Source organism: Bacillus sp. AFS029637, assembly GCF_002584985.1.
Taxonomy (GTDB): domain Bacteria; phylum Bacillota; class Bacilli; order Bacillales; family Bacillaceae_G; genus Bacillus_A.
In genome coordinates, this window is sequence record NZ_NUPZ01000010.1 from 157,379 (window position 1) to 182,759 (window position 25,381).

Sequence of the window (25,381 nt, forward strand, 5' to 3'; positions counted from 1 at the left end):
AATTGAATCTTGTATTCAAGAGTAGACTTAGACGGGAATCCGGCCTGTTACAAACCGGGAAGTATGTATTACATACGAGTTAAAGTTGGTCTTTATGACAAATTGGGTGGTACCGCGAAGTTTAACCTTTCGTCCCTTTATGGATGAAAGGTTTTTTTGTATTTAAATATATGAGTAAAGGAGCATTTCACTATGGAAAACACATTAGTAAAAAGTCTGTATAGAGATACAGAAAAGTATGCAGATCAAACAGTACAAGTATCAGGGTGGATTCGTAACTTACGTGATTCAAAAGCATTTGGTTTCATCGAATTAAACGACGGTAGCTTCTTCAAAAGCGTTCAAATCGTTTTCGATACAGAATTAGAGAACTTCAAAGAAATTGCAAAGCTTCCACTTAGCTCTTCAGTTAAAGTAGAAGGTAAAGTAATTGCAACGCCTGGAGCAAAGCAACCATTTGAAATTAAAGCAGACAGAATTGATATCGAGGGCTTATCAGATTCTGATTACCCACTTCAAAAGAAGCGTCACACATTTGAATACTTACGTACAATCGCTCACTTACGCCCAAGAACAAATGCATTCTCTGCAACGTTCCGCGTACGTTCTATCGCAGCATTTGCAATTCACCAGTTTTTCCAAGAGCGTGGATTCGTACATGTTCACACACCAATCATCACTGGTAGTGATACAGAAGGTGCTGGTGAAATGTTCCGCGTAACAACGCAAGATTTAAACAACGTACCAAAAGGTGAAGACGGACAAGTTGACGAATCAAAAGACTTCTTCGGCAAAGAAACAAACTTAACAGTAAGTGGACAGCTGAACGCTGAAGCTTACGCATTAGCATTCCGTGATGTTTACACATTCGGACCTACATTCCGTGCAGAAAACTCAAACACAACTCGCCACGCGGCTGAGTTCTGGATGGTTGAGCCTGAGATTGCATTCGCTGAATTAGGCGACGTAATGAACCTTACAGAAGATATGCTGAAATATGCAATGAAATACGTATTAGAGCATGCACCAGAAGAAATGGAATTCTTCAACAGCTTCGTTGATAAAACAGTTCTAGAGCGCATGAACAACGTAATCAACTCTGACTTCGGTCGCATCACTTATACAGAAGCAATTAAAGTACTTCAAGAATCAGGTGCTGACTTCAAATACCCAGTAGAATGGGGAATTGACTTACAAACAGAGCACGAAAGATACTTATCAGAAGAAATCTTCAAACGCCCTGTATTCGTAACTGACTATCCGAAAGACATTAAAGCATTCTACATGCGCTTAAATGACGACGGTAAAACAGTAGCTGCTACTGACCTTCTAGTTCCTGGCATCGGCGAATTAATCGGCGGAAGCCAACGTGAAGAAAGAATGGACGTTTTAGTAGACAGAATTAAAGAACTAGGTATGAACGAAGAGGACTACTGGTGGTACTTAGAACTTAGAAAATACGGCGGTACAAAACACGCTGGATTCGGTCTAGGTTTCGAGCGCTTCCTAATGTACATCACTGGCATGGCTAACATCCGTGACGTAATTCCATTCCCAAGAACTCCAGGTTCTTCTGAATTCTAAAATATACAAAAAAACGAGAGCGATTGCTCTCGTTTTTTTATTGGAACAGGGTGTAATTAGAACTCGAATTTTATAAAGTATTTTACGATTGGGAAAGATGTTGTTCAAAGTTTCCTTCTCACCTCATATATAAGTAAAATGAATGCGACATTTATGGGGAAGGGGTTTTGATACAATGGGGGACATTCCAAGTCATACAAAGTGGAATTTGGGTGACAAGTATATAGTAATCACTGGTGCAACAAGTGGTATTGGATTAGCGGCAGCTAAAGTATTTGCAGAACGTGGTGCCAAGCTAGGAATCATTGCTCGTAATGAAGTGAAAGCGAATGATGTGATGACTCAAATTGAAAATTTAACGAATGGGAATGCAGTGGTAGACATATTTTTCGCTGATATGGCTTCCCAACAATCTATACGCCAGGTAGCTACTGAGATTTTAGAAAGGTGTCCGAGAATTGATATATTAGTGAATAATGCTGGAGCTTTATTTCAAACAAGGCAACTTACGGAGGACGGTTTGGAGATGACTTGGGCGGTAAACCATTTAGGTCCATTCCTACTTACTAATTTACTGTTGGGGCGTTTAAAGGAAAGTGCTCCTGCTCGTGTGATCACCACCGCATCTCACGGTCACAAAATGGCTAAAAAGGGAATTGATTTCGGTGATTTAGATGCAGAACAACTTTATCGTGGTGTTAAGAAGTTTATGGGCGGTCCTACCATGCGTTATGCTCAATCAAAATTAGCAAATATTTTATTTACCACTGAATTGGCAAGGCAGTTGGAGGGGACGGGTGTTAGTGCATACAGCTTCGACCCAGGGCTAGTGGCTACGAATTTCAACCAACATAATGGTCTAGTTGCTCGCTTAACGATGGCAGCAATGAAACCTTTCTCGCGTACGCCCGAGGAAGGTGCTGAAACTTTAATATGGCTAGCAGAATCAACTGGAGTTACTAATCATAGTGGCTGTTACTATGCCGATAAGCAAATCGGAAAAACGTCTGAAGCTGCCTTGGATAAAGATGCCGCAAAACGTCTATGGGACATTAGTGAAAAACAGATAGGAGAGTAAATGAGTGTTTGTTCATATGGCTATGTTGAATAGTTTTTTACCCTTAAGTAAAAAGTAATCTTGGGGGTGAGTGCAATGAGTAAAAAAGTGAAAACAGATCATTCTAGATCAGTCCTAGGTTCTCCAGAGGTGGAAGGACAAGGAACAACTACGCATGAAACGGGTTCTCATAAAGTACCTTCATCAAATAAGAAGCAGAAGCGAAGTTAAATATGAAAAAGGGGAGTCATGGAGACTCTCCTTTTTTACTTAATAAAGAATGTTGTATATTAGGGATTCGAAACAGCATATTAATTTGCCCATATTTCATTCATAAAAGGCGAAAAGAATTCAATTCTTTTCGCCTTGTTTAGTTCATAAAAATCCTGTCGATACTAAAAAGTAGTTATTTTTTCAATAAGCGAAACGCCTTCTCTGTATTAGCAAAATGCAGTTTCACAAACTCAGGTAATCTTTCTTTACCAACTTTTTGAATTAATTTAGCAGCGGCGATATCAACTTGTTTACCAGCACCTTTTGGAAGTGGCATACCAGCTTTTTTACTTAGTTCATCAAACTGTTTTACGAATGAGTAACGGGCTAAAATGGAAGCGGCAGCTACTGCTAAATGGACGCTTTCGCCTTTTGTAGCGAAGTAAACATTTTCACGCTGTACCTGTTTTTGTGTTGCTAAATATTTATAGTATGTATCAGGTTGTGTGAATTGGTCGATTAAGATGCCTTCTGGTTTTGTTGGGGCCATTTTTGCTAATAAGTTTGTAATTGCTTTATTGTGTAGTAAAGCTTTTAGCTTACCTTGATTATTTCCTTTATCAAACAGCTCGTTATATTTTTCGTTATGAAGGACAAGAGAGCTGTAAGGAACAACGTGTAGAAGTTGTTTCGCAATCGCAGTAATTTGATCATCATTTAAGTTTTTGGAGTCTTTTACACCAAGTTCTTTTAAAAGTGGAATTTGCTTCGCATCCACATATACAGCAACTACTGTCATCGGTCCGAAGTAATCGCCAGTACCAACTTCATCAGACCCTACGATAGACATTGTACCGATGGAAGCAGGCGGTGCATAACGGTGTGAATCGACAGATTTTTTTACAGCTGTTTTTGGTGTTTGAGAGACAGTTTGCCAACGAGAAGCTTCTGCTTCAGCACGGCCTCCTTGGAACATAACTTTTCCGGATTTATACGCTGTAATCGTGCAAGATGGCACCTTTGCCATGAAGATACCGCCTTGCGGAATTTTGGGGCTAAGTGCTTGTTTATATTGTTGTTTCATGTCTTCAATTACTGTGGAACTTGTTTGTATTACGATAGAATTTGACAAGATGGTCACTCCTTTTTTTATATTGTTATTTTTATCATATCGGATTGTTCTTTCTGTTTCCATAATATGATGGTTCATGGTATGATAAACTTTAGGATTCTGTACGTGATTGGAGGCCGGTGAGTTGTCACAACAAAAGGGAAAGAAAAGTCGAATTAATGTAGAAATCTATGGTCAGCAATATTCAGTTGTTGGCGATGAAAGTACAAGTCATATCCGCATGGTAGCAGCGATTGTGGATGATAAAATGCGCGAACTCAATGCCAAGAATCCTTCGCTTGACACGAGTAGACTAGCGGTATTGACGGCGGTAAACGTCATACACGATTACATAAAATTAAAAGAAGAACATGAAAAATTGAAAGAAAGTATGACAAAAAAAGGAATGGAATAACATGATTGATATTATTATCATTTTACTGCTTGTTATGGGGTTTTTCCTCGGCTTACGCAGAGGGTTTATTCTACAACTTGTAAAGTTAACAAGCTTTATTATCGCATACCTTGTTGCATACTGGTACTGTAAAGATTTAGCGCCAGCACTTGCGAAATTTATTCCGTATCCATTTGATAAAAATGTATCTGTTCCAGAATGGATTGATGCAAATAATATCGAAACTGTATTTTATCAAGCGATTGCGTTTATCGTATTATTTATTATTACAAAAATCGCACTTTCATTGCTTGGTAATTTATTAAATATGTTTGCAGAAATACCGGTTTTAAAGCAAGTAAATGCGTTTGCGGGGGCAATCCTCGGATTTTTAGAAGTGTATATTATTTTGTTTGTCTTAATTATCGTTGGAACGATTCTTCCAATTGAACAAATACAAACACCATTACAAAAATCATCAATTAGCAAAATAATTGTAGACGATACACCGATTCTTTCTGAAAAGGTGAAGGAGCTATGGCAGACAGGTAGCAGAGTATAACTTCTCTTTTTTCGGAAAGGGAAGTTTTTTTCTATGAAAGAAAGGCGGGGCAATGATGAAAGTGAATAAAAAACAAGTTATTAAATTACTGGAAACAATTGGGCTTTTTATGGAACTGAAGGGTGCAAATCCATTTAAAATATCTGCATTCCGTAAAGCGGCAGCAGCGTTAGAAATTGATGATCGTAGTCTTTCTGAAATTGAAGATTTTACAAAGATTCCAGGCATCGGAAAAGGAACAGCAGCAGTTATTCAAGAATATATAGAATCGGGAACATCTGAAGTATTGCAAGAGCTTGAAAAAGAAGTACCGAGTAGTTTACTACCGTTATTAAAACTTCCAGGCCTTGGTGGTAAGAAGGTAGCTAAGTTATATAAAGAACTTGGTGTTGTTGATATGGATTCGCTAAAAGCTGTTTGTGAGGAAAATAAAGTACAAGCTTTAGCAGGTTTTGGTAAGAAAACAGAAGAGAAAATATTAGAAGCAATTGAGCAAGTAGGGTCTCGTCCAGAGCGTTTACCAATTGCGATGGTATTGCCTATTGCCGGGGAAATAGAGGAGAAATTGTCGAATATTGCTGAAGTAATTCGTTTTTCTCGCGCTGGTAGTTTGCGCCGTGTTCGTGAGACAGTGAAAGATTTAGACTTCATTATTGCAACGACAGAACCAGCTGCAGTACGTGAGCATTTACTGCAATTCGATAATATGATTGAAGTAATCGCGAGCGGTGATACGAAAGTTTCTGTTCGTCTTCAATATGAATATGATATTTCAATTGATTTCCGCTTAGTAAAACCAGAAGAGTTTATTACAACTCTTCACCATTTCACAGGATCAAAAGACCATAACGTAAAAATGCGTCAAATCGCAAAAGATAAAGGCGAGAAAATTAGTGAGTACGGTGTAGAGAACTTGGAAACAGGTGAAGTGAAGACATTTGAAACAGAAGAGGAGTTCTTTGCTCATTTCGGTCTTCCATTTATCCCGCCAGAAGTACGTGAAGATGGAAAAGAAATTGAATTAATTAAAGAGTATCCAAACTTAATTCAGTTCTCTGATATACAAGGTGATTTACATATGCATACAACATGGAGTGACGGTGCCTTTTCCATTGAAGAAATGGTACAAGCATGTCGTGCTCGTGGATATAAGTTTATGGCGATTACGGACCATTCACAATACTTAAAAGTAGCGAACGGTTTAACGAAAGAGCGTCTTCGTGAACAAGCGAAAGAAATTGAACGTATGAATGAGAAGTACCCAGACATTACAATTTTACGCGGAATTGAAATGGACATTTTACCGGATGCCTCGCTTGATTTTGATGACGAAGTATTGGCAGAACTAGATTATGTCATTGGAGCGATTCACTCTAGCTTCTCACAAGACCGTGAAACGATTATGAAACGTCTTCGCGCTGCGCTAGAGAATAAGCATGTCACAATGATTGCTCATCCGACAGGACGTCTTCTTGGACGACGCGCAGGCTATGATGTAGATACAGATTTATTAATCGAGCTCGCAAAAGAGACAAATACAGTTTTAGAATTAAATGCGAATCCGAACCGCCTAGATTTAAGCGCGAAATTATTAAAACAAGCACAAGATGCTGGTGTAAAAGTAGCGATTAATACGGATGCTCATACGCTTGAAATGTTAGAAGATATGGAAACAGGTGTAGCGGCAGCACGTAAAGGTTGGATTCAAAAAGATAACGTGATTAACACGTGGGATATTGAACGTTTATTAGACTATATTAAACGTAATAAGTAACACAAGGGGGACCTGCAACATGTTAGAAAGAACGTTGCGTGTATTAGAATACAATAAAGTAAAAGAACAATTACTTGAACATACAGCCTCTTCACTTGGTCGTGATAAAGTGAAGCATTTAGTGCCGAGCACCGATTTTGAAGAAATTGTAGAGATGCAAGATACAACGGATGAAGCAGCGAAAGTCATTCGTTTAAAAGGTAGTGCACCATTAGGTGGTATTACGGATATTCGCTCAAATGTGAAGCGTGCAAAGATCGGAAGTATGTTAAGCCCAAATGAACTACTGGATATTGCGAATACGATGTACGGTAGTCGTAATATGAAACGTTTCATTGAAGATATGGTTGATAATGGTGTCGAGCTTCCAATTTTAGAAACTCATGTCGCTCAAATTGTATCTTTATATGACTTAGAAAAGAAAATTACAAATTGCATCGGTGATGGCGGTGAAGTAGTCGATAGCGCAAGTGATAAACTGCGTGGTATTCGTACTCAAATTCGTACTGCGGAAAGCCGTATTCGTGAAAAGTTAGAAAATATGACGCGTTCTTCAAACGCGCAAAAGATGCTGTCTGACTCGATTGTTACGATTCGTAACGAACGCTACGTAATCCCGGTAAAACAAGAATACCGCGGCGTATATGGCGGTATTGTTCACGATCAATCGGCTTCTGGACAAACGTTATTTATTGAACCGCAAGTCATTGTAGAATTAAATAACGCGCTTCAAGAAGCGCGTGTGAAAGAAAAACAAGAAATTGAACGCATCTTATTGATGTTAACAGAAGAAGTGGCAGTAGAAGCAGATATCGTTTTATCTAACGTAGAAGTAGTTGCGAATCTTGACTTCATTTTTGCGAAAGCTTTTTATGCGAAACGTATTAAAGCAACGAAACCAATCGTAAATAACGAGCGTTACATGGATTTAAGACAAGCACGTCATCCGCTTATTGATCCAGAAATTATCGTGCCAAATAACATTATGTTAGGTAAAGATTTCACGACAATTGTTATTACAGGACCGAATACAGGTGGTAAAACAGTTACGCTGAAAACAGTTGGTATTTGTGTATTAATGGCGCAATCGGGTCTCCACATTCCAGTAATGGATGAGTCAGAGATTTGTGTATTCAAAAATATCTTTGCTGATATCGGTGATGAGCAATCGATTGAGCAAAGTTTAAGTACGTTCTCCTCACATATGGTGAACATTGTTGATATTTTAGAAAAAGCGGATTTTGAAAGCTTAGTTTTATTCGATGAACTAGGTGCTGGAACAGACCCACAAGAAGGGGCTGCACTTGCAATTTCAATTTTAGATGAAGTATGTAATCGTGGTGCTCGCGTTGTTGCAACGACGCATTACCCAGAATTAAAAGCATACGGATATAACCGTGAGCAAGTTATTAATGCGAGCGTTGAGTTTGATGTGAACACGTTAAGTCCAACGTATAAATTATTAATCGGTGTACCAGGGCGCAGTAACGCCTTTGAAATTTCGAAGCGTCTTGGATTATCTGATCGCGTGATTGATCAAGCACGTAACCATATTAGTACAGATACAAATAAAATTGAAAATATGATCGCGAAGTTAGAAGAAAGTCAAAAGAACGCAGAGCGTGACTGGAACGAAGCAGAAGCGCTTCGCAAACAATCTGAAAAACTTCATCGTGAATTACAACGTCAAATTGTTGAATTTAACGAAGATCGTGATGAGCGATTATTAAAAGCGCAAAAAGAAGGCGAAGAAAAAGTCGAAGCTGCGAAGAAAGAAGCAGAAGGCATTATTCAAGAACTACGTCAATTGCGCAAAGCACAGCTTGTAAATGTGAAAGACCATGAGCTTATTGAAGCGAAGAGCCGTCTAGAAGGCGCAGCACCAGAGCTTGTGAAGAAACAAAAAGTAAACGTGAAAAACACTGCGCCGAAACAACAGTTGCGCGCAGGTGATGAAGTAAAAGTATTAACGTTCGGTCAAAAAGGTCAATTACTTGAAAAAGTAAGCGATACAGAGTGGAGCGTACAAATCGGTATTCTGAAGATGAAAGTGAAAGAGTCTAACATGGAATACATTAACACACCGAAACAAACAGAGAAAAAAGCAGTCGCAACAGTAAAAGGTAGAGACTATCACGTTTCATTAGAACTTGACCTTCGTGGTGAACGATTTGAAAATGCAATGGCGCGCGTTGAGAAATATTTAGACGATGCCCAGCTTGCAAGCTATCCGCGCGTATCAATTATTCACGGTAAAGGAACGGGAGCACTTCGCCAAGGTGTTCAAGAGTACTTGAAGAAGCACCGCGGTGTGAAAACCTTCCGTTACGGTGACATGGGCGAGGGAGGCCTAGGCGTAACAGTTGTCGAATTAAAATAGAAAACAACGAAACAAAGGGGAAACCATTATATGTTTATGGACAAACTTGCAAAAGTATTGTTAGCTTGTTGTGGAATATTTTTGGTGATTGGGGTTATTTATTTAGTTGTTTTTGCGAAGTGAAAGAGCGTCAATCGTGGCATAATAATATTGCCATAGATTGACGCTTTTAATATATGAAAAGGAATAAGCTATGAAAATCAACCAATACATAAGCGAAGCAAAATCCTGCTCAAGACGTGAAACAGATCGCCTTATTAAAGCTGGATGCGTGGCTATTAACGGGGAAATATGTACGCACGGTGCACTCGTGAGCGATGGTGATGTTGTAACGATAGATGGACAGATTATTGTAAAAGAAGAGAAAGAAAAAGTGTATATCGCCTTTCATAAACCAGTCGGAATTACTTGTACAGCAGCTGATCATATTGAAGATAACATAATTGATTATATCAATTACCCAGAGCGTATCTTTCCTGTTGGACGATTAGATAAAGCGTCAGAAGGACTTATTTTATTAACGAATGATGGTGCGATTGCGAATCAAATTTTACACGGAGATCATGAGCATGAGAAAGAATATGTTGTGACGGTCGATAAGCCTTTTACAGATTGGTTTATTGATGAGATGTCCAGCGGTGTACAGATTAAAGATGGGATGACGAAGCCGTGTAAAGTGACGAGAGTGGATCAGTCTACATTCCGCATCGTTTTAACGCAAGGAATGAACAGACAAATTCGTAGAATGAGCCGAGCTTTCGGGTTTACTGTAATAAAGCTAAAGCGAGAACGCATTATGAATATAGAGCTAAATGATCTTGAAGTAGGAAAGTGGCGAGACATTACAGCTGAAGAATTAGAATTATTAATAGGACAGTTATAGGGAGGAAAAATTTTCTCCCTATATTTTTTTGTCAGAAAAAATAAAACTATTGATTTTTAAAAAAATAGCCCATATAATAAAAAACAACAAGTTTCGACAAGATATTTAATAAAAGTAATGATGAGGACATGAGTTGTTTTTTACGATTCTCAGAGAGGGAAGCCTTAGGCTGTGAGCTTCCTAATACGAAAAGACAAGCTTACCACCTCTAAACTTCAAGAGTGAACTGCATGATGCATTGTAATTCTTGACGGATAAAACCGTTATCAATTTACACGAGCTATAAAATGAGCTTATTTCGTTATAAATTCATTTTATTAGAATAAGGGTGGAACCACGATTTCAACACTCGTCCCTTTGTTAGGGACGGGTGTTTTTTGCGTTCTTTTACGGGGAAGTATGCTTGAAAGAGGATATTTGACGGATTTTAATTCAGAATATTTTGTTAATAAATCATTTAGGGGGTTAGTAGAAATGAAATCATCTTTAAAGTTTTCTGAGATGTTTGCAATAAGTTTAATGTTATTTGCACTATTTTTTGGCGCAGGTAATATGATTTTTCCACCAGCGTTAGGGCAAGGTGCTGGAACTGATGTATGGATCGCCTTGTTTGGTTTTATTGTAACAGGAGTTGGATTGCCTTTATTAGGCGTAATTGTTATAGCGTTAAAGGGAGATATTAACGAGCTAGCGGGACGTGTACATCCTATATTTGCACTTGTTTTTATCACTGCCATTTATTTATGTTTAGGTGTATTCGTAAGTGTTCCGCGTACAGGAACAGTTGCTTATGAAATGAGTGTTGCACCGTTTTTACCTAGTGAGGTAGCTGGTCAATCATATCCACTTGTTATCTTTACATTTATTTTCTTTGCACTAACTTTCTATTTAGCTTTAAATCCATCGAAATTAGTGGGACGCATCGGTAAAGTATTAACTCCAATTTTGTTAGCTGTTATTGCAATTATTGTAGGGAAAGCACTTATTACACCAATCGGAGAATTTGGTGCACCGACAGAAGCATATAGTGCTCCTCTTTTTAAAGGTTTTATTGACGGATATTTAACGTTAGATGGACTTGCAGCACTTGTTTTCGGAAATGTTGTTATTAATGCGTTAAAAGCAAAAGGTGTTACAAATAAGAATAGCATTGCGAAAGTAACAATCTTTGCAGGGTTTATTGCAGCACTTGGTTTATTACTTGTGTATTTAGCACTTGCTTACCTTGGAGCTTCTAGTGTATCACTTGGAATGGGTGCAAACGGAGGAATTATTTTAACAAATGTTGTGAATCATTTATTTGGAAGTTACGGAACTTTATTACTAGGTATTGCGATTACAGCAGCATGTTTAACAACTTCTGTAGGTATCGTCGCTGCTTGTGGAGAATACTTTTCTTCCTTATTACCGAAACTTTCATATCAAAAAGTTGTTTTCATTTTCTGTGTATTAGCATTTATGGTAGCGAATCTTGGATTAACTCAGTTAAATGCATTAGCATTACCAATTTTAATTGCAATTTATCCAATTGGAATCGTTCTTATCGTATTATCACTCGTTGAAAACTACGTTCGTCTTCCATTAGCGATGTACGTGGGGGGGATTGTAGGAGCATTTGCAATAAGTTTCTTTGATGGACTACACAATGCGAATCTTCAAATTGCAGCATTAGCACCTATTTTAGATAAGATCCCATTATATAGTGTAGGGATTGGCTGGTTAATTCCAGGTATGATCGGTATAGGATTTGGTTATATAATTTCTAAGTTTCAAAAGCATGAAATTGCTGTAGAAAAATAGAGAAAAGAGGCTTTCTATGAAAGGAGGCCTCTTTTTTTGTAGGAAAAGCCGTATATAGGGAAATTTAGATATTAAAAATTTTATACGTAATATAGTTGACAAAAAAATTATGAGTAGGCTAAGATTGACTTAGTTGTGGAAATATTGGAAAGGAAGTGACGGGAGCAAGGAAAGAGGTTTTCTATGACTATATCATTTTGGGAAGAAGAGGTGATAGAACAATAGAAGAGGTAGGTTATTTTTTTTGATTTTCATTGAGAATGATAATCAATAAAACAATTGAAGTATTTTATAGAGCTTATTATAGCGGAAATGAAGGGAATTATTTTTTTGACCTTCAATGAGAATGATAATCAACGATGCTTATGTTACATAAAGTAATGACAATTAAATAAAGGAGAAGAGATTATTTTCTCTTACTTATTGAGAATAATTATCATTTTCAAATTATAAAGCGAAAGATAAACAAGGAGGAAGTAAGCAAGATGAGAAAGTTTTCAGTATTACCCGCATTTATCATAACGTTAGTATGTATGCTAGCTTTTCTCGTAATGCCATCTGGACAAGCTTCAGCAAAATTAGCTGACGGTATTTACGATATTAACTACGTTATCAAAAAGGCGGAAGATGATTCGGCTTCAATGGCAAATGATTATTTTGAAAAACCAGCTAAGTTAGTTGTAAAAAATGGTGAGATGAAAGTACAAGTTCCAATGAATCATAGTGCTTGGATTACAGAATTTAAATCACCAGATAATGGTAATTTTGTTGATTCAAAAGTAATTAGTAAGGACGAAGCAGCAGATAAAAGAACGGTTGAATTTAAAGTTGATGATTTATCTAAACCGTTAGGAGTAAAAATTCATGTTGTTGTACCAAGTGCAAACTATGATCACCACTACACAATTCGTTTTGCATTTGATGCAAACGTAAAAGCTGTAGGCGACGATAACAATGCAGCTGTTGTAACAAAAACTGATGATCAAACTAAAAAAGATGGACAAGTAAAAGAAGAGCAAAAGAAAGAAGAAAGTAAAGAAACAAACAAAGATGCAAATAAAGGAACAAATGAGAGTGGCAAGGCTGAAAAAACAGATAACCCAAAAACAGGTGATGATGCACGCATTGGATTATTTGCAGCGTTAGTTCTTATCTCGGGCGTTTTCTTAGTTCGTAAAGTGAAGTTAAGTAAATAAATTTTAAAAGGGAGAGTAATTCTATTGAACAGGTATTTAAAGATTGTTGTTGCAATGTTTCTAACGATTTTTACATTCGTATCAACACTACACCCCCTTGCAGTTCAAGCAGCTACAACTTTAGCTGACGGTGAGTATTCAATTGGGTTCAAAGTGTTAAAAGATACATCAGATGAAGAGTCAATGATGAATCAATATTCAGTAAGCCCGGGAACTTTAAAAGTGAAGGATGGGAAAAAGAAAGTATCCTTTACATTAACGAATAGTTCGTGGATTACGAAGTTTGAAACAGAAAAAGCAGGTCAGTTCATTGAGACAAATGTAATTAGTGAAGATAAAGAAAAAGATACAAGAGTAGTAGAATTTGATGTAGAAGATGTAGAGAAGGTATTAAATGCGAAAGTAAAAGTAGATATTGACTTTTTAAATTATCATCATGACTATAACGTTCGTATCGCATTTGATCAAAATAGCATTACACCAATTCATGTAGAAGAACCAGACGAAAAAGAGGACCCAGCTAATAAGCCAGATCCAAATGAAACTACGGATCCAGGTCAGAAGCCCGACCAAAAGCCTGACCCAGATCAACAACCAAATTCTAACACAATTGCAGATGGTGAGTACAGCATTCCATTTAAAGTGTTAAAAGATAAAACAAATGAAGAATCTAAAATGAATACTTACATGGAAAATCCAGGGGTATTGAAAGTGGAAAATGGTAAGAAAAAAGCAATTGTAACGCTAAAAAGTAGCTCATTAATTAAAAATTTCCAAACGGAAAAAGATGGTGCATTTGTTGATGCAAAAGTAGTGAGTGAGGATAAAGAAAAAGATACAAGAGTAGTAGAGTTTGAAGTAGCCGATTTATCAAAAAAACTGAATACAAAAGTATTCATCGAGATGGCATCAAAAAATTACAAGCAAACGCATGACGTACAACTTGTATTTGAGCAAGACAAACTTGAACCAATTAAAAGTGGAGATAAACAACCAGACGGAGATAAACAACCAGACGGAGATAAACAACCAGATGGAGATAAACAACCAGACGGAGACAAGCAACCAGATGGAGACAAACAACCAGACAGAGACAAACAACCAGATGGAGACAAACAACCAGACGGAGACAAGCAACCAGATGGAGATAAACAACCAGACGGAGACAAACAACCAGATGCTGAAACAATTAAAGATGGCGAATACAGCATCAATTTTAAAGTGTTAAAAGATAAAACCGAAGAAATTTCAATGATGAACACGTACACGAAGAGTCCAGGTGTATTAAAAGTGAAAGAGGGCAAAAAGTATGTATCCTTCACATTAACGAATAGTTCATGGATTACAAAGTTTGAGTTTGAGAAAAATAATTCGTTTGTTAATGCAAGTGTATTAAGCGAAGATTCGAAAGCTGATACAAGAGTAGTGGAAGTAGAAGTAGCCGATTTATCGAAAAAATTGAATGCAAAAGTGAAAGTAGATATCGATTCAATGAATTACCACCATTTCTATGATATTCAATTTGCATTTGATAAAGACAGCATACGGTCTTTAGACAACCAAGGTGGAAAAGACAACCAAGGCGGAAACAACAACCAAGGCGGAAAAGACAACCAAGGCGGAAACAACAACCAAGGTGGAAAAGACAACCAAGATGGAAAAGACAACCAAGGCGGAAACAACAACCAAGATGGAAAAGACAACCAAGGCGGAAACAACAACCAAGGTGGAAAAGACAACCAAGCTGGAAACAACAATCAAGGTGGAAAAGACAACCAAGGCGGAAAAGACAACCAAGATGGAAAAGACAACCAAGGCGGAAACAACAACCAAGGTGGAAACAACAATCAAGACAATAACATAACAATTGATCCAAATGCTCTTAAAGATGGTGAATACAGTATCGGTTTTAAAGTGTTAAAAGATAAAACTGAAGAAATTTCAATGATGAACACATATACGAAGAGTCCAGGCGTATTAAAAGTGAAAGATGGTAAGAAGTATGTATCCTTCACATTAACGAATAGCTCATGGATTACAAAGTTTGAGTTTGAAAAGAATGGCGCGTTCGTCGATGCAAAAGTATTAGGTACAAGTAAAGAGCGAGATACAAGAGTAGTAGAAGTGGAAGTAGATGATTTATCGAAAAAGCTAAATGCAAAAGTGAAAGTAGATATCGATGCGATGAACTATCACCATGTTTACGATATTCAATTTGCATTTGATAAAGGTAGTATTAAAGCTTTAGGTAACCAGGGCGGAAACAACAACCAAGATGGTAAAGGTAACCAAGGTGGAAACAATAATCAAGATGGTAACGGTAACCAAGGCGGAAATAATAACAAAAATGGACACGTAACAGTTGATCCAAAAAATTTAAAAGACGGTCAATATGATATTGCTTTTAAAGTGTTAAAAGATAAAACGGATGAGATTTCAATGATGAATCAATACGTTGTAAATCCAGCGAGATTAACAGTAAAAGATGGCAAAAAATATGTTGCGGTGGCACTAAAAGATAGTGCGTGGATTACGAAATTCCAAACAGAAAACGCTGGTGCATTTGTTGATGCAAAAGTAGTGAGTGAAGATAAAAATGCAAATACGAGAGTAGTAGAATTTGAGATTGATGATTTATTTGCGAAATTAAATGCGAAAGTAAAAGTAGATATCGATTCAATGAACTACCATCATTTCTATGACGTACAAATTCAATTTGATACAAATAGTATTGGTGCAGTAGGAACTATTAAAGAGGATCCAAAAAACGATCCGAAAAATCCAGTGATTACACCGAAAGTAAAAAATGTAAAAACAACTGGTACTCCTGATTTTAATCGAAATGCAGATGGTAAGAAGAAAAACGATGCTACAGATAATGGTGCAAAAAAAGAGAAAAACTCAAAAACAGCAGATACAGCACAGATTGGAATGTATATGTTGCTATTACTAGGATCACTTGCTTTCTTAGTTCGTAAATATAGAGCAGGTAGACTGTAAAATTTGGAGTCTTGATGCATGGTTTCATGCATCAAGACTCGTTTCATATTGTACTGAAAGGAGTGGTGATTGAGAGTGAAGAAAATCACGAGTGTATTCATGGCTATCATTCTTTTATTTAGTATAGCTGGGTGCTCATCATCAAAAAAAGAAACGGCAAAAAAGGTAAAGAGCAGTAATGAGGAACGTGTTATTGCAACGACAGTCGCCGTGACCGAAATTATGGCTGCGTTAGAAGTAGATTTAGTTGGTGTTCCAACTAGTTATAAAACATTACCGAAGCGTTATAAAGTTTTACCGGATGTTGGAAATCCGATGAGTCCTGATATGGAAAAAGTAAAATCACTGAAACCATCAGAAGTATTATCTGTTACGACACTTGAATATGAGTTGAAGCCAGTTTTTAATGAAGCGGGCATTAAAGCAAACTTTTTAAATTTAACGAGTTTAAAAAATATGCAAAACTCAATTACAGAACTGGGTAAAAAATATGGGCGTGAGAAACAGGCTGAAGCAGTCGTAACAAAGTTTGATAAAAAGGTTGCAGACATTCAAAAACAAGTAAAAGGGAAGAAAGAACCGACAGTCCTTATTTTACTTGGAGTGCCTGGAAGCTATTTAGTAGCGACAGAACACTCATATATTGGGGATTTAGTAAAACAGCTAGGTGGTAAAAATATCGTACAAGGTGAAAAGGTAGAGTATTTAGCTTCTAATACAGAGTATTTAAAAAAAGCTGACCCAGATATTATTTTACGTGCAGCACATGGTATGCCAGATGAAGTTGTGAAAATGTTTGATAAGGAATTTAAAACGAACGATATTTGGAAGCATTTTGCTGCAGTTAAAAATAATAGAGTGTACGATTTAGAAGAGCGTTTATTTGGAACAACAGGGAATTTAGCAGCTATAGAGGCGTTAGATGAACTAAAGAAAATGATGTATCCATGATACATTTCATAAATAAAGGAAGATTACGATGAATAAAAAATTTTGGAGTTTTTTCATAGTTACTGTATTACTCGTTGTGATGACTACTATTTCGGCAGTGAAAGGGAGTCTAGAAGTTGGAGTTTTTGAGCTTTTACAAGGTATATTTACAGAGACAAATGAAGATGTTGAAGTCATTAAAGATTTACGTTTCCCGCGCATTATTATTGCACTTTTTACTGGAGCAGCGCTTGCTGTTTCTGGTGTGCTCTTCCAAGCTGTTATGAAAAATCCACTTGCGGATGCTGGGGTTATCGGGATATCTTCAGGGGCCAGTTTTATGACGCTTGTTATCATTACGCTATTTCCTCAGTTCTTTTTCTGGACACCACTATTCGCGTTTTTAGGCGGAGCGTTTGCTTGTTATCTCGTTTATTCGTTTTCTTGGAAATCAGGTTTAAGTCCGCTGCGCATCATTTTAATCGGTATAGCGATTAATGCGATGTTTACTGGTTTAAATGAATCTTTCGTTACGATTTGCGGATATTTCATTAAAAGTATTAAACAGACGACAACATCTAATATAACGATGAAGACATGGAGCGATGTGGAAGTGCTTGTTACATATGGATCGATTGGCCTCATACTTGCACTGTTTGTAGGGGCATGGTGTAATTTATTATCTTTACAAGATAAAACGGCTAAAAACCTTGGACTGCATGTGACAAGGGTACGCCTTATTATTTCAGCCATTGCTGTCCTGTTAGCAGCTGTATCAACTGCGATTGCGGGCGTTATCGCTTTCGTTGGATTACTTATCCCACATATTTCAAGGCAATTGGTTGGATCAGACCATAAAGTACTTATTCCGTTTTCAGCCCTTGCAGGTGCGTTATTAATTTTAACGGCGGACACAATCGGTAGGCTAATCGTACCGCCTAATGAAATTCCAGCGGCAACGATTATGGCAGTTATCGGTGGTCCGTTCTTAATATTCTTGCTTAGAAAGAGTGATCGAGTTCATGGAAATTAAAAATGTAACCTTTTCTTATGATAATGTAACGGATCGCTTAAAGTCTGTTAGTAGTGAGATAGAGGTTGGAAAAATTACAACAATTATTGGTCCAAATGGTTGTGGGAAATCAACATTACTAGGTGTTATGTCGCGAAATCATAATCCCCGTAGCGGGGAAGTAATGCTAGATGGGAAAGCTATTAGCCAGTATAAGCCGAAAGAATTTGCTAGAAAGCTAGCGGTCGTTCATCAGCAAAATGAGGCGCCATCAGATATTACAGTTGAGAAATTGACGAGTTTTGGGCGTATGCCATATAAAAATATTTTTTCTACACAAAGTGATGAGGATAGCGAAGCAATCGAAAGAGCATTGACGTGTACGAGACTACAAGATAAGCGTGATAAGCCAATACATGCATTATCTGGTGGAGAAAGGCAACGTGTTTGGATTGCGATGACTTTAGCGCAAAATACGCCCATGCTGTTCTTAGATGAACCGACGACGTATTTAGATATCTATTATCAGCTTGAAATATTAGAGTTAGTGAAAGAGTTAAATGAAGTACATGGTTTAACGATTGTTATGGTATTACATGACATTAATCAAGCAATCCGTTATAGCGATCATATTATCGTTATGAAAGATGGAGAAATTGTGATGAAGGGTAAGCCAGGTGAAGTCGTAACGGAAGAAATGATTAAGACGATATATGGTGTAGACGTTGTTGTAAAGCACGATGAAGATACAGGGTTATACATGGTACCAATGGGAATTTAAAGGCTGAGTATAATCCGTTTTGAGGTGATAATTTGAATAGTAAGAAAGAACGGAAAAAGAATTCTTTTTTTCAACGAATACTTACAATTGTATTTTTAGGAATATTTTTCTATTCAATGTATGAATTGGGTGGGATTTTCATGGATTATTATGAAAATCGTAAAGTAATGGCTGAGGCGCAGCATATTTATAAGAGAAGTCCAATGGAAGAAAAATCAGAAGATGGGGAGGTACGTAAACAGTTTCAAGCTCTCCAAAAAATCAACCCAGAAATAGTTGGATGGATTACGATGGATGATACACAAATTAATTATCCAATCGTTCAAGCGAAGGATAATGATTATTATTTATTTCGTAATTACAAAGGTGAAGATATGAGGGCGGGAAGTATTTTTATGGACCATCGCAATGATGTGAAATCTCAAAATCGAAATACGATTTTATATGGTCATCGTATGAAGGACGGTTCTATGTTTGGGAGTTTAAAAAAGATGTTGGATGAAGATTTCTTCATGTCCCATCGTAAATTGTATTACGATACATTATTTGAAGGATACGACGTTGAAGTGTTTTCAGTATATACGACAACAACGGACTTTTATTACATTGAAACGGATTTTGAAAGCGATGCAGCATATACAGCGTTCTTAAAGCAAATTCAAGATAAATCACTTTACAAAACGGATACGGAATTGACGGCTAATGATGAAATTGTAACATTTTCTACATGTGACTATGCGCTTGATCCAGAGGCTGGAAGGTTAGTTGTACATGCAAAATTAGTGAAAAGAAATTAAAGAAAAAAGTATAGAATATGAGGAGTGATAACGCTCCTCATATTCTATACTTTAAAAAAATGATTTTTACTGTGCAGCAGCCATTGGCATACGTACAACTTTAACATCATAGTAAGCTATTTTATTATCAAGAATAAAGTCTGGTCGCCCACCTTGATGTGAGTGAGCATCTTTAAAGGCAGAGCTCTTTGTCCAGCCTTGAAAATCTTCTTTTGCATTCCAACGAGTGCTAATTGTTACTTCATCGTAATCAACTGTATTTTGTGTTAAAAGAACTTCTAGACCTAAAAAGCCAGGCATTGTTTCGACTTTACCTACTTTATTAAAACGCTCAATTAATTTATGTCCATTGCCCTTCGTAATTTTAGTTGTATTTGTAACAATAATCATGTGTATTCCTCCTATATAGATCACTTTATTTTCGAGAACTCATATACATTAAATGATAATGAAAATCATTATCAATGTCAATAGTAATTATGAAATATACAATTTTTTTGGTTATTGTGGATAGGAAGATGTTTACTTTAAAAGTTAGTAAATGTATAGCGGTTTGCGAGAGTATGAGCTAGTTGTACTAGCAAAGCAATAATATGGTATAGTGAAACGAGGCTGTTTTTTAGCCTCGTTTTTTACATGCTTCCTACGAATTAGAAAGCATTCAAATGGAAAGGAAGACATTACATGCGATCAGAAGTAACTATAAAAATAAAACCGAAATTTATAAAAGAAATTAAAAGTGGATATCCGCTTATTTTAAAAGATGCAATTCAAAACTTAAATGATGTTCGAGAAGAAGGAACAATCATTAAAGTGGTAGATGAGAAGAACCAATTCATCGGAAAAGGTTATTATGGAAAACAAAATAAAGGATATGGTTGGATTTTAACGAGAAAAGAGAGTGAACAAATTAATCAATCTTTCTTTGAAAGTAAAATAAAATCCGCCTTACATAAACGCAAGCCATTTTACAAATCAAGTGATACGACAGCATTCCGTGTTGTAAACGGTGAAGGTGATGGGCTTGGAGGCTTAATCATCGATTATTATGACGGCTATTATGTAGTAAGTTGGTATAGTGAAGGGATTTATACTTTCAGAGATGAGATTATAGCAGCTCTTCAAAAAGTAGCAAACTTTAAAGGTATTTATGAGAAAAAGCGCTTTGATACGAAAGGGAAATACATTGAAGGTGATGATTTCGTAGCAGGAGAGCGCGGTGAATTCCCGCTTATCGTAAAAGAGAATGGTGTGAACTTTGCGGTTTATTTAAATGACGGAGCGATGGTTGGTGTATTTTTAGATCAACGTAACGTTCGAAAACAAATTCGTGATAAATATGCAAAGGGAAGAACAGTGTTAAATATGTTCTCTTATACAGGTGCTTTCTCTGTATTTGCAGCGCTTGGTGGAGCGAGCAAAACGACGAGTGTCGACCTTGCAAATCGTAGTTTAAGTAAAACGATTGAGCAGTTTAGTGTAAATGAAATTGATTATGAAGCACAAGATATTATTGTAGAAGATGTGTTTTTATATTTCAAATATGCAGCTAAGAAAAAGATGAAATTTGATATGGTCGTACTAGACCCTCCAAGCTTTGCCCGCTCAAAAAAATATACATTTAGTGCAGCAAAAGATTATAAAAACTTATTAAAAGAAACAATTGCCATTACAGAAAATAACGGGATTATCGTTGCTTCTACAAATTGTAGCGCGTTCGATATGAAAAAGTTTAAAGGCTTTATCGATACAGCATTTAAAGAAATGAACGGCAAATATAAAATATTAGAAGAACATTCTTTACCAGAAGATTTCCGTACAATCGATCAATTTAAAGAAGGAGACTATTTAAAAGTAGTTTTCATCGAGAAAATTAAAGGTTAATAAAGAAAAGGAGCTCGAGTTTACTTGAGCTCCTTTTCTTATTGGACGATATTTTGTACTCTACCGACTTGCCCGTCCTGCAATCGTACTTTAATGCCATGCGGATGAGAAGGGGAGTTTGTTAAAATATCTTTTACAATGCCACGTGTTAATTTGCCAGTGCGTTGATCTTGTTTTAATACAATATCAACTTCAAGGCCGGGTGCGATATTAGAACGTTTTTGTCCGTTCATTTATACACCTGTACGTCTACGTTGGTTGTTTGTTTTCTTTGTTTGTTGGTTTTGTAATTTTTTTGTTTCTTGGCTTTGGTTTTTTGCATTTTGACCATTACCGTTACCTTGCTTTTTCTTTGCAAGTTGTTCACGCATTAAATCAGCTAAGCTTACTTTTTTGTTTTCTGACATGATAAGTCTCCTTTATATAAAGTTAATTATGAACTATCGTAGTAAATTTCATCATATCATTGTTATGGAAGGAAGGGAAGTTGGTTTGAAAATTCATATAATTCTTCACAGTGTTCATTCGTTACGATACAATTAAAATGTTAATGTTTGTAAAAAAAGGGGATAGAAATATGTCACATCATATTTTATTAGTTGAAGATGATATCTCAATTCAAGAGATGGTGGGAAAATATTTAATGAAGGAAGGCTTTCAAGTTACAATTGCGTCTGATGGAGAAGAAGGGGTGCAAGCCTTTTTTAAATCACCTTTTGATTTAGTTATCCTCGATATCATGATGCCGAAGTTAGATGGATTAGAGGTTGTACGTATTATTCGTGAGAAGAGTGCAGTTCCGGTTTTAATGATGTCAGCAAAAGATACAGATGTTGATAAAGCTGTTGGATTAGGACTTGGAGCAGATGATTACATTTGTAAGCCATTTTCTATGATTGAATTGGCTGCACGTGTAAAAGCAGGTATTCGAAGATCTACGAAATATTCAACGACAGAAACAACAGAAAAAATGATTCAGATTGGTGATTTAACCATAGATCCAATCAACTTTACTGTGGAGAAAAACGGGAAGCCTCTCAAACTTACTTTAAAAGAATTTGAGATTTTGAAACTGTTCGTAAAGAATCAAAATCGTGTATTTACGAAAGCTCAAATATATACGTTAGTTTGGAATGAAGAGTATTACGGTGATGATAATGTTATTAATGTTCATATGAGAAGATTGCGTGAGAAAATCGAAAATGATCCATCTAATCCAGAATATATTAAAACGTTATGGGGCATCGGCTATAAGCTGGAAGTGATGTAGTATGGTCAATTTGTTAATGGGCATTATTTTTATATTGTTATGTGTCATTTACATACAATATAAAATGAGAAAAACTAGTAGCAAAAATTTACGATACACATATGAAAAGCTAGAAAGTATTGTAAATGAACAAACAGGCGAGAAGTTACTCATTATGACGGATGATCAAGAATTACAAAAGTTATTAGTGGCGATTAATCATTTATTAGATGCAAAGCAGAAAACGAATGCAGATCATGCGAAAGTAGAAATTTCAATGAGAAAAATGCTTTCAAATATTTCGCATGACTTAAAAACACCACTAACAGTTATTCTTGGATATACAGAAATGTTAAATGAGGATGAAACGATAAACAAAGAAGAACAGCAAGTATTACTTGAAAAGGTGCATGTGAAAACATTAGAAGTAATGGAATTGATTCATAAGTTTTTTGATTTAGCAAAATTAGAATCAGGTGACAAAGCAATCGAGATAACAAAAGTAAATATGAATGAAGTTTGTCGCGAGAAAATTTTATCCTTTTATGATTTGGTGACAGCGAAAGGTTTTCAAGTTCATATTGATATACCAGAAAGAAATATATATGCACTTGGAAATGTAGAAGTATTAGGCAGGGTATTGAATAATTTAATATCAAATGCGATTACATATGGAGACGATGGAAAGATGATCGGTATGACTTTAAGAGAGGATGCAACGAGTGTGTATATAGATGTATGGGACACAGGAAAAGGAATTGATGAGTCTCATATTGACAAAGTGTTTGAGCGTATGTACACACTTGAAGATTCCAGAAATAGATTGTACCAAGGTAGCGGTCTAGGATTAACGATTACGAAAAGGCTTGTGGAGGCGATGGATGGAGAAATTCATCTTTCTAGTAAGCCGTATGAAAAAACGACTTTTACAGTTTTATTAACAAAGATGCAGTTTTAGCTTGTAGAGCAGTAGATTCTACAAGCTTTTTTTTCAGCGTAAGGAATTTGTAAGGAACGGGTAAGAAAAAAGAGATTTCCGTTGTCTATTATAGAAATATAGAGTAGTGCGAAAGGGGAAAGTGACATGACATATATATTAAAAACGAACCAGTTAACGAAAGTGTTTAAAGGAAAAGAGGTCATTTCTAGTGTTAATATGCATGTGAAAAGAGGAGAGATTTACGGCTTTTTAGGACCGAACGGTGCGGGTAAAACAACGATTATGAAAATGATTACGAATTTAATTAAACCGACGAGCGGAGATATTGAAATTTTCGGTGAGAAGTTAACAGACACTTCTTATGAAGTATTAAAAAGAATGGGGACAATTATTGAATATCCGGTTTTTTATGAGAAACTAACGGCGAAGGAAAACTTAGAATTACATTGTGAATATATGGGTTATTACGATAAAAATGCAATTGATCATGCTTTAAATTTAGTGAAACTGCACGGCATAGATAATAAAAAAGTAAAAGATTTCTCATTAGGGATGAAACAACGACTCGGTATTGCAAGGGCAATCATGACAAAACCAGAGCTACTTATTTTAGATGAACCGATTAACGGTTTAGATCCAATTGGTATTAAAGAATTGCGAGACTTATTTAAAATGCTCTGCAAAGAATATGGCATTACTTTATTAGTTTCTAGTCATATTTTAGGTGAGATGGAACAAATGGCAGATACAATTGGCGTTATTCAAAATGGGAAACTAATAAAAGAAGTTTCAATGAAGAGTATTAATGGAAAACAAACAGAGTACATTGAAATTACTGTTCCTGATGTGAAACGGGCGGCTTATGTTTTAGAAGATAAACTCGGTATAAAAAATTACAAAATAATGAGTGGAAACATAATTCGTGTGTATGATACGGCAGTGTCTCAGCAAGCTATTTCAAAAGCACTTATTATGAACGATGTGGAAATTGAAAGTATTAATAAGAAGCATAGTTCGTTAGAAGAGTATTTCTTGAATGTAATGGATGGGGAAGGCATTCATGCTTAATGGAGGTGGTTTATATGTTTAAACTAATGAAGCTCGAATGGAAGAAACATCAACTATCTAGTTACTTTAAAGGGGTAGCGATTTGTATTATAGCAATTTTTGCTGCAGTAAGCCTTATGGGATTAGGAGCGAAAGGTGAAGTAGATGCGGCGCTCACTGATTTTACAAAATATATGACCTTAGCAAACATCTTTATTAGGATGACATTTCTTATTTTTAGTGCGGTCATTTTATCACGTTTAGTAATTGATGAGTATAAGAACAAAACAATGCAACTACTGTTTATGTATCCATTGCAAAGAAAAATGTTAATGAGGGCGAAATTAACAATTGTTTTTAGTTTTTGTTTTGTGAGCATGGTTATTGCTACTTTCACTATTAGTTTGCTCATATTTTTTATGAATCCAATGATGGGAGTAATTGAAACGCCTGTCACGATGGGTGAAATAATAGCTACCGTTCCAGCTACTTTTATAAATGCATTTATGATATCTGGCATAAGTTTAATTCCTTTATTTTTTGGGATGAGAAAGAAATCGGCACCGACAACGATTACTTCTGCAGTAATAATCGGGATGATAATGAACAGTAACATTGGAAGTAATCAAGTAAGTTTTTATAATTTTATAGCTATCCCAATAGTGCTCTGTTTATTAGGGATTTTTATTAGTTATCTTTCATATCGTAAAATCGACAAGATTGATGTGGCGTAAAACAACGACGAACTGGGGTATGATCAGTGAAGAAAATAATAGTAATTTCTATT

Annotated in this window: 24 protein-coding genes and 2 other annotated features (1 of these 26 only partly in view); of the genes, 20 read left to right on the top strand and 4 right to left on the bottom strand. The window is 36.2% G+C overall.

The window, feature by feature from the left end:
* Positions 1-140: a binding site (T-box leader), on the top strand (it extends 112 nt beyond the left edge of the window).
* 52 nt (positions 141-192) lie between these two features.
* The 3 genes from asnS (at position 193) to COE49_RS03260 (ending at position 2,872) form a co-directional block, all read left to right on the top strand.
* On the top strand, positions 193-1,584 hold the full coding sequence (gene asnS, locus COE49_RS03250) for an asparagine--tRNA ligase (RefSeq protein ID WP_088230794.1): 1,392 nt from the start codon (positions 193-195) through the stop codon (positions 1,582-1,584).
* A gap of 175 nt (positions 1,585-1,759) precedes the next feature.
* On the top strand, positions 1,760-2,662 hold the full coding sequence (locus COE49_RS03255) for an SDR family oxidoreductase (protein WP_088230793.1): 903 nt from the start codon (positions 1,760-1,762) through the stop codon (positions 2,660-2,662).
* 75 nt (positions 2,663-2,737) lie between these two features.
* Positions 2,738-2,872 (top strand): YuzL family protein, encoded by a 135-nt coding sequence (locus COE49_RS03260; RefSeq protein ID WP_002138569.1) that lies wholly within the window; start codon positions 2,738-2,740, stop codon positions 2,870-2,872.
* A gap of 175 nt (positions 2,873-3,047) precedes the next feature.
* Here COE49_RS03260 and rnhC read toward each other — a convergent pair whose 3' ends face one another.
* Positions 3,048-3,986, bottom strand: a complete 939-nt coding sequence (rnhC, locus tag COE49_RS03265) for a ribonuclease HIII (protein WP_088230792.1) — start codon at positions 3,984-3,986, stop codon at positions 3,048-3,050.
* 124 nt (positions 3,987-4,110) lie between these two features.
* Between rnhC and zapA the strand changes: the two genes are divergently transcribed.
* From zapA to srtB, 12 genes are all read left to right on the top strand, one after another.
* Positions 4,111-4,380, top strand: a complete 270-nt coding sequence (gene zapA, locus COE49_RS03270) for a cell division protein ZapA (RefSeq protein ID WP_000082701.1) — start codon at positions 4,111-4,113, stop codon at positions 4,378-4,380.
* Between the two features lies 1 nt (position 4,381).
* The gene (locus COE49_RS03275; RefSeq protein ID WP_088230791.1) at positions 4,382-4,921 is read left to right on the top strand and encodes a CvpA family protein; all 540 of its coding nucleotides are present in this window, start codon (positions 4,382-4,384) and stop codon (positions 4,919-4,921) included.
* Between the two features lie 55 nt (positions 4,922-4,976).
* Positions 4,977-6,695: a DNA polymerase/3'-5' exonuclease PolX gene (polX, locus tag COE49_RS03280; RefSeq protein WP_088230790.1), complete on the top strand. Its 1,719-nt coding sequence runs from the start codon at positions 4,977-4,979 to the stop codon at positions 6,693-6,695.
* Between the two features lie 19 nt (positions 6,696-6,714).
* Positions 6,715-9,075: an endonuclease MutS2 gene (locus COE49_RS03285; protein WP_088230789.1), complete on the top strand. Its 2,361-nt coding sequence runs from the start codon at positions 6,715-6,717 to the stop codon at positions 9,073-9,075.
* 193 nt (positions 9,076-9,268) lie between these two features.
* On the top strand, positions 9,269-9,958 hold the full coding sequence (locus tag COE49_RS03295; RefSeq protein ID WP_088230788.1) for a 23S rRNA pseudouridine(2604) synthase RluF: 690 nt from the start codon (positions 9,269-9,271) through the stop codon (positions 9,956-9,958).
* Between the two features lie 108 nt (positions 9,959-10,066).
* Positions 10,067-10,318: a binding site (T-box leader), on the top strand.
* 114 nt (positions 10,319-10,432) lie between these two features.
* A complete protein-coding gene (gene brnQ6, locus COE49_RS03300) occupies positions 10,433-11,758 on the top strand; it encodes a branched-chain amino acid transport system II carrier protein BrnQ6 (RefSeq protein WP_088230787.1) in 1,326 nt (441 codons plus the stop codon).
* A 485-nt stretch (positions 11,759-12,243) separates the two neighbouring features.
* On the top strand, positions 12,244-12,954 hold the full coding sequence (gene isdC / locus COE49_RS03305; protein WP_088230786.1) for a heme uptake protein IsdC: 711 nt from the start codon (positions 12,244-12,246) through the stop codon (positions 12,952-12,954).
* 54 nt (positions 12,955-13,008) lie between these two features.
* Positions 13,009-15,954 (top strand): NEAT domain-containing protein, encoded by a 2,946-nt coding sequence (locus COE49_RS03310; protein ID WP_141556605.1) that lies wholly within the window; start codon positions 13,009-13,011, stop codon positions 15,952-15,954.
* Positions 15,955-16,023: 69 nt separating this feature from the next.
* The gene (gene isdE, locus COE49_RS03315) at positions 16,024-16,905 is read left to right on the top strand and encodes a heme ABC transporter substrate-binding protein IsdE (protein ID WP_140417360.1); all 882 of its coding nucleotides are present in this window, start codon (positions 16,024-16,026) and stop codon (positions 16,903-16,905) included.
* A 28-nt stretch (positions 16,906-16,933) separates the two neighbouring features.
* Positions 16,934-17,917, top strand: coding sequence for a FecCD family ABC transporter permease (locus COE49_RS03320; protein ID WP_088230783.1), 984 nt, complete (start codon positions 16,934-16,936; stop codon positions 17,915-17,917).
* A complete protein-coding gene (locus COE49_RS03325; RefSeq protein WP_088230782.1) occupies positions 17,907-18,677 on the top strand; it encodes an ABC transporter ATP-binding protein in 771 nt (256 codons plus the stop codon). Before COE49_RS03320 ends, COE49_RS03325 begins: the two co-directional genes overlap by 11 nt.
* A gap of 32 nt (positions 18,678-18,709) precedes the next feature.
* Positions 18,710-19,474: a class B sortase gene (srtB, locus tag COE49_RS03330; protein ID WP_088230781.1), complete on the top strand. Its 765-nt coding sequence runs from the start codon at positions 18,710-18,712 to the stop codon at positions 19,472-19,474.
* Between the two features lie 66 nt (positions 19,475-19,540).
* On the opposite strand, the gene isdG is transcribed toward srtB, so the two are convergent.
* Complete coding sequence (gene isdG, locus COE49_RS03335) at positions 19,541-19,864, bottom strand: heme oxygenase (RefSeq protein ID WP_088230780.1); 324 nt, start codon at positions 19,862-19,864, stop codon at positions 19,541-19,543.
* A 294-nt stretch (positions 19,865-20,158) separates the two neighbouring features.
* On the opposite strand from isdG, the gene COE49_RS03340 reads away from it, so the two are divergent.
* Positions 20,159-21,358 carry a class I SAM-dependent rRNA methyltransferase gene (locus COE49_RS03340; protein WP_088230779.1) on the top strand — a complete coding sequence of 400 codons (1,200 nt, stop codon included), beginning with the start codon at positions 20,159-20,161 and terminating at the stop codon, positions 21,356-21,358.
* 38 nt (positions 21,359-21,396) lie between these two features.
* On the opposite strand, the gene COE49_RS03345 is transcribed toward COE49_RS03340, so the two are convergent.
* Positions 21,397-21,591 (bottom strand): YwbE family protein, encoded by a 195-nt coding sequence (locus COE49_RS03345; protein ID WP_001014310.1) that lies wholly within the window; start codon positions 21,589-21,591, stop codon positions 21,397-21,399.
* Positions 21,592-21,765 carry a hypothetical protein gene (locus tag COE49_RS27505; protein ID WP_001293578.1) on the bottom strand — a complete coding sequence of 58 codons (174 nt, stop codon included), beginning with the start codon at positions 21,763-21,765 and terminating at the stop codon, positions 21,592-21,594.
* Between the two features lie 170 nt (positions 21,766-21,935).
* Here COE49_RS27505 and COE49_RS03355 point away from each other — a divergent pair, with 170 nt between their 5' ends.
* The 4 genes from COE49_RS03355 (at position 21,936) to COE49_RS03370 (ending at position 25,328) form a co-directional block, all read left to right on the top strand.
* Positions 21,936-22,628, top strand: coding sequence for a response regulator transcription factor (locus COE49_RS03355; protein WP_088230778.1), 693 nt, complete (start codon positions 21,936-21,938; stop codon positions 22,626-22,628).
* Position 22,629: 1 nt separating this feature from the next.
* Positions 22,630-23,565 (top strand): HAMP domain-containing histidine kinase, encoded by a 936-nt coding sequence (locus COE49_RS03360; RefSeq protein ID WP_088230777.1) that lies wholly within the window; start codon positions 22,630-22,632, stop codon positions 23,563-23,565.
* 126 nt (positions 23,566-23,691) lie between these two features.
* Positions 23,692-24,615: an ABC transporter ATP-binding protein gene (locus COE49_RS03365; protein ID WP_088230776.1), complete on the top strand. Its 924-nt coding sequence runs from the start codon at positions 23,692-23,694 to the stop codon at positions 24,613-24,615.
* A 14-nt stretch (positions 24,616-24,629) separates the two neighbouring features.
* Positions 24,630-25,328, top strand: a complete 699-nt coding sequence (locus tag COE49_RS03370) for an ABC transporter permease (protein WP_088230775.1) — start codon at positions 24,630-24,632, stop codon at positions 25,326-25,328.
* The last annotated feature ends 53 nt before the right edge of the window (positions 25,329-25,381 follow it).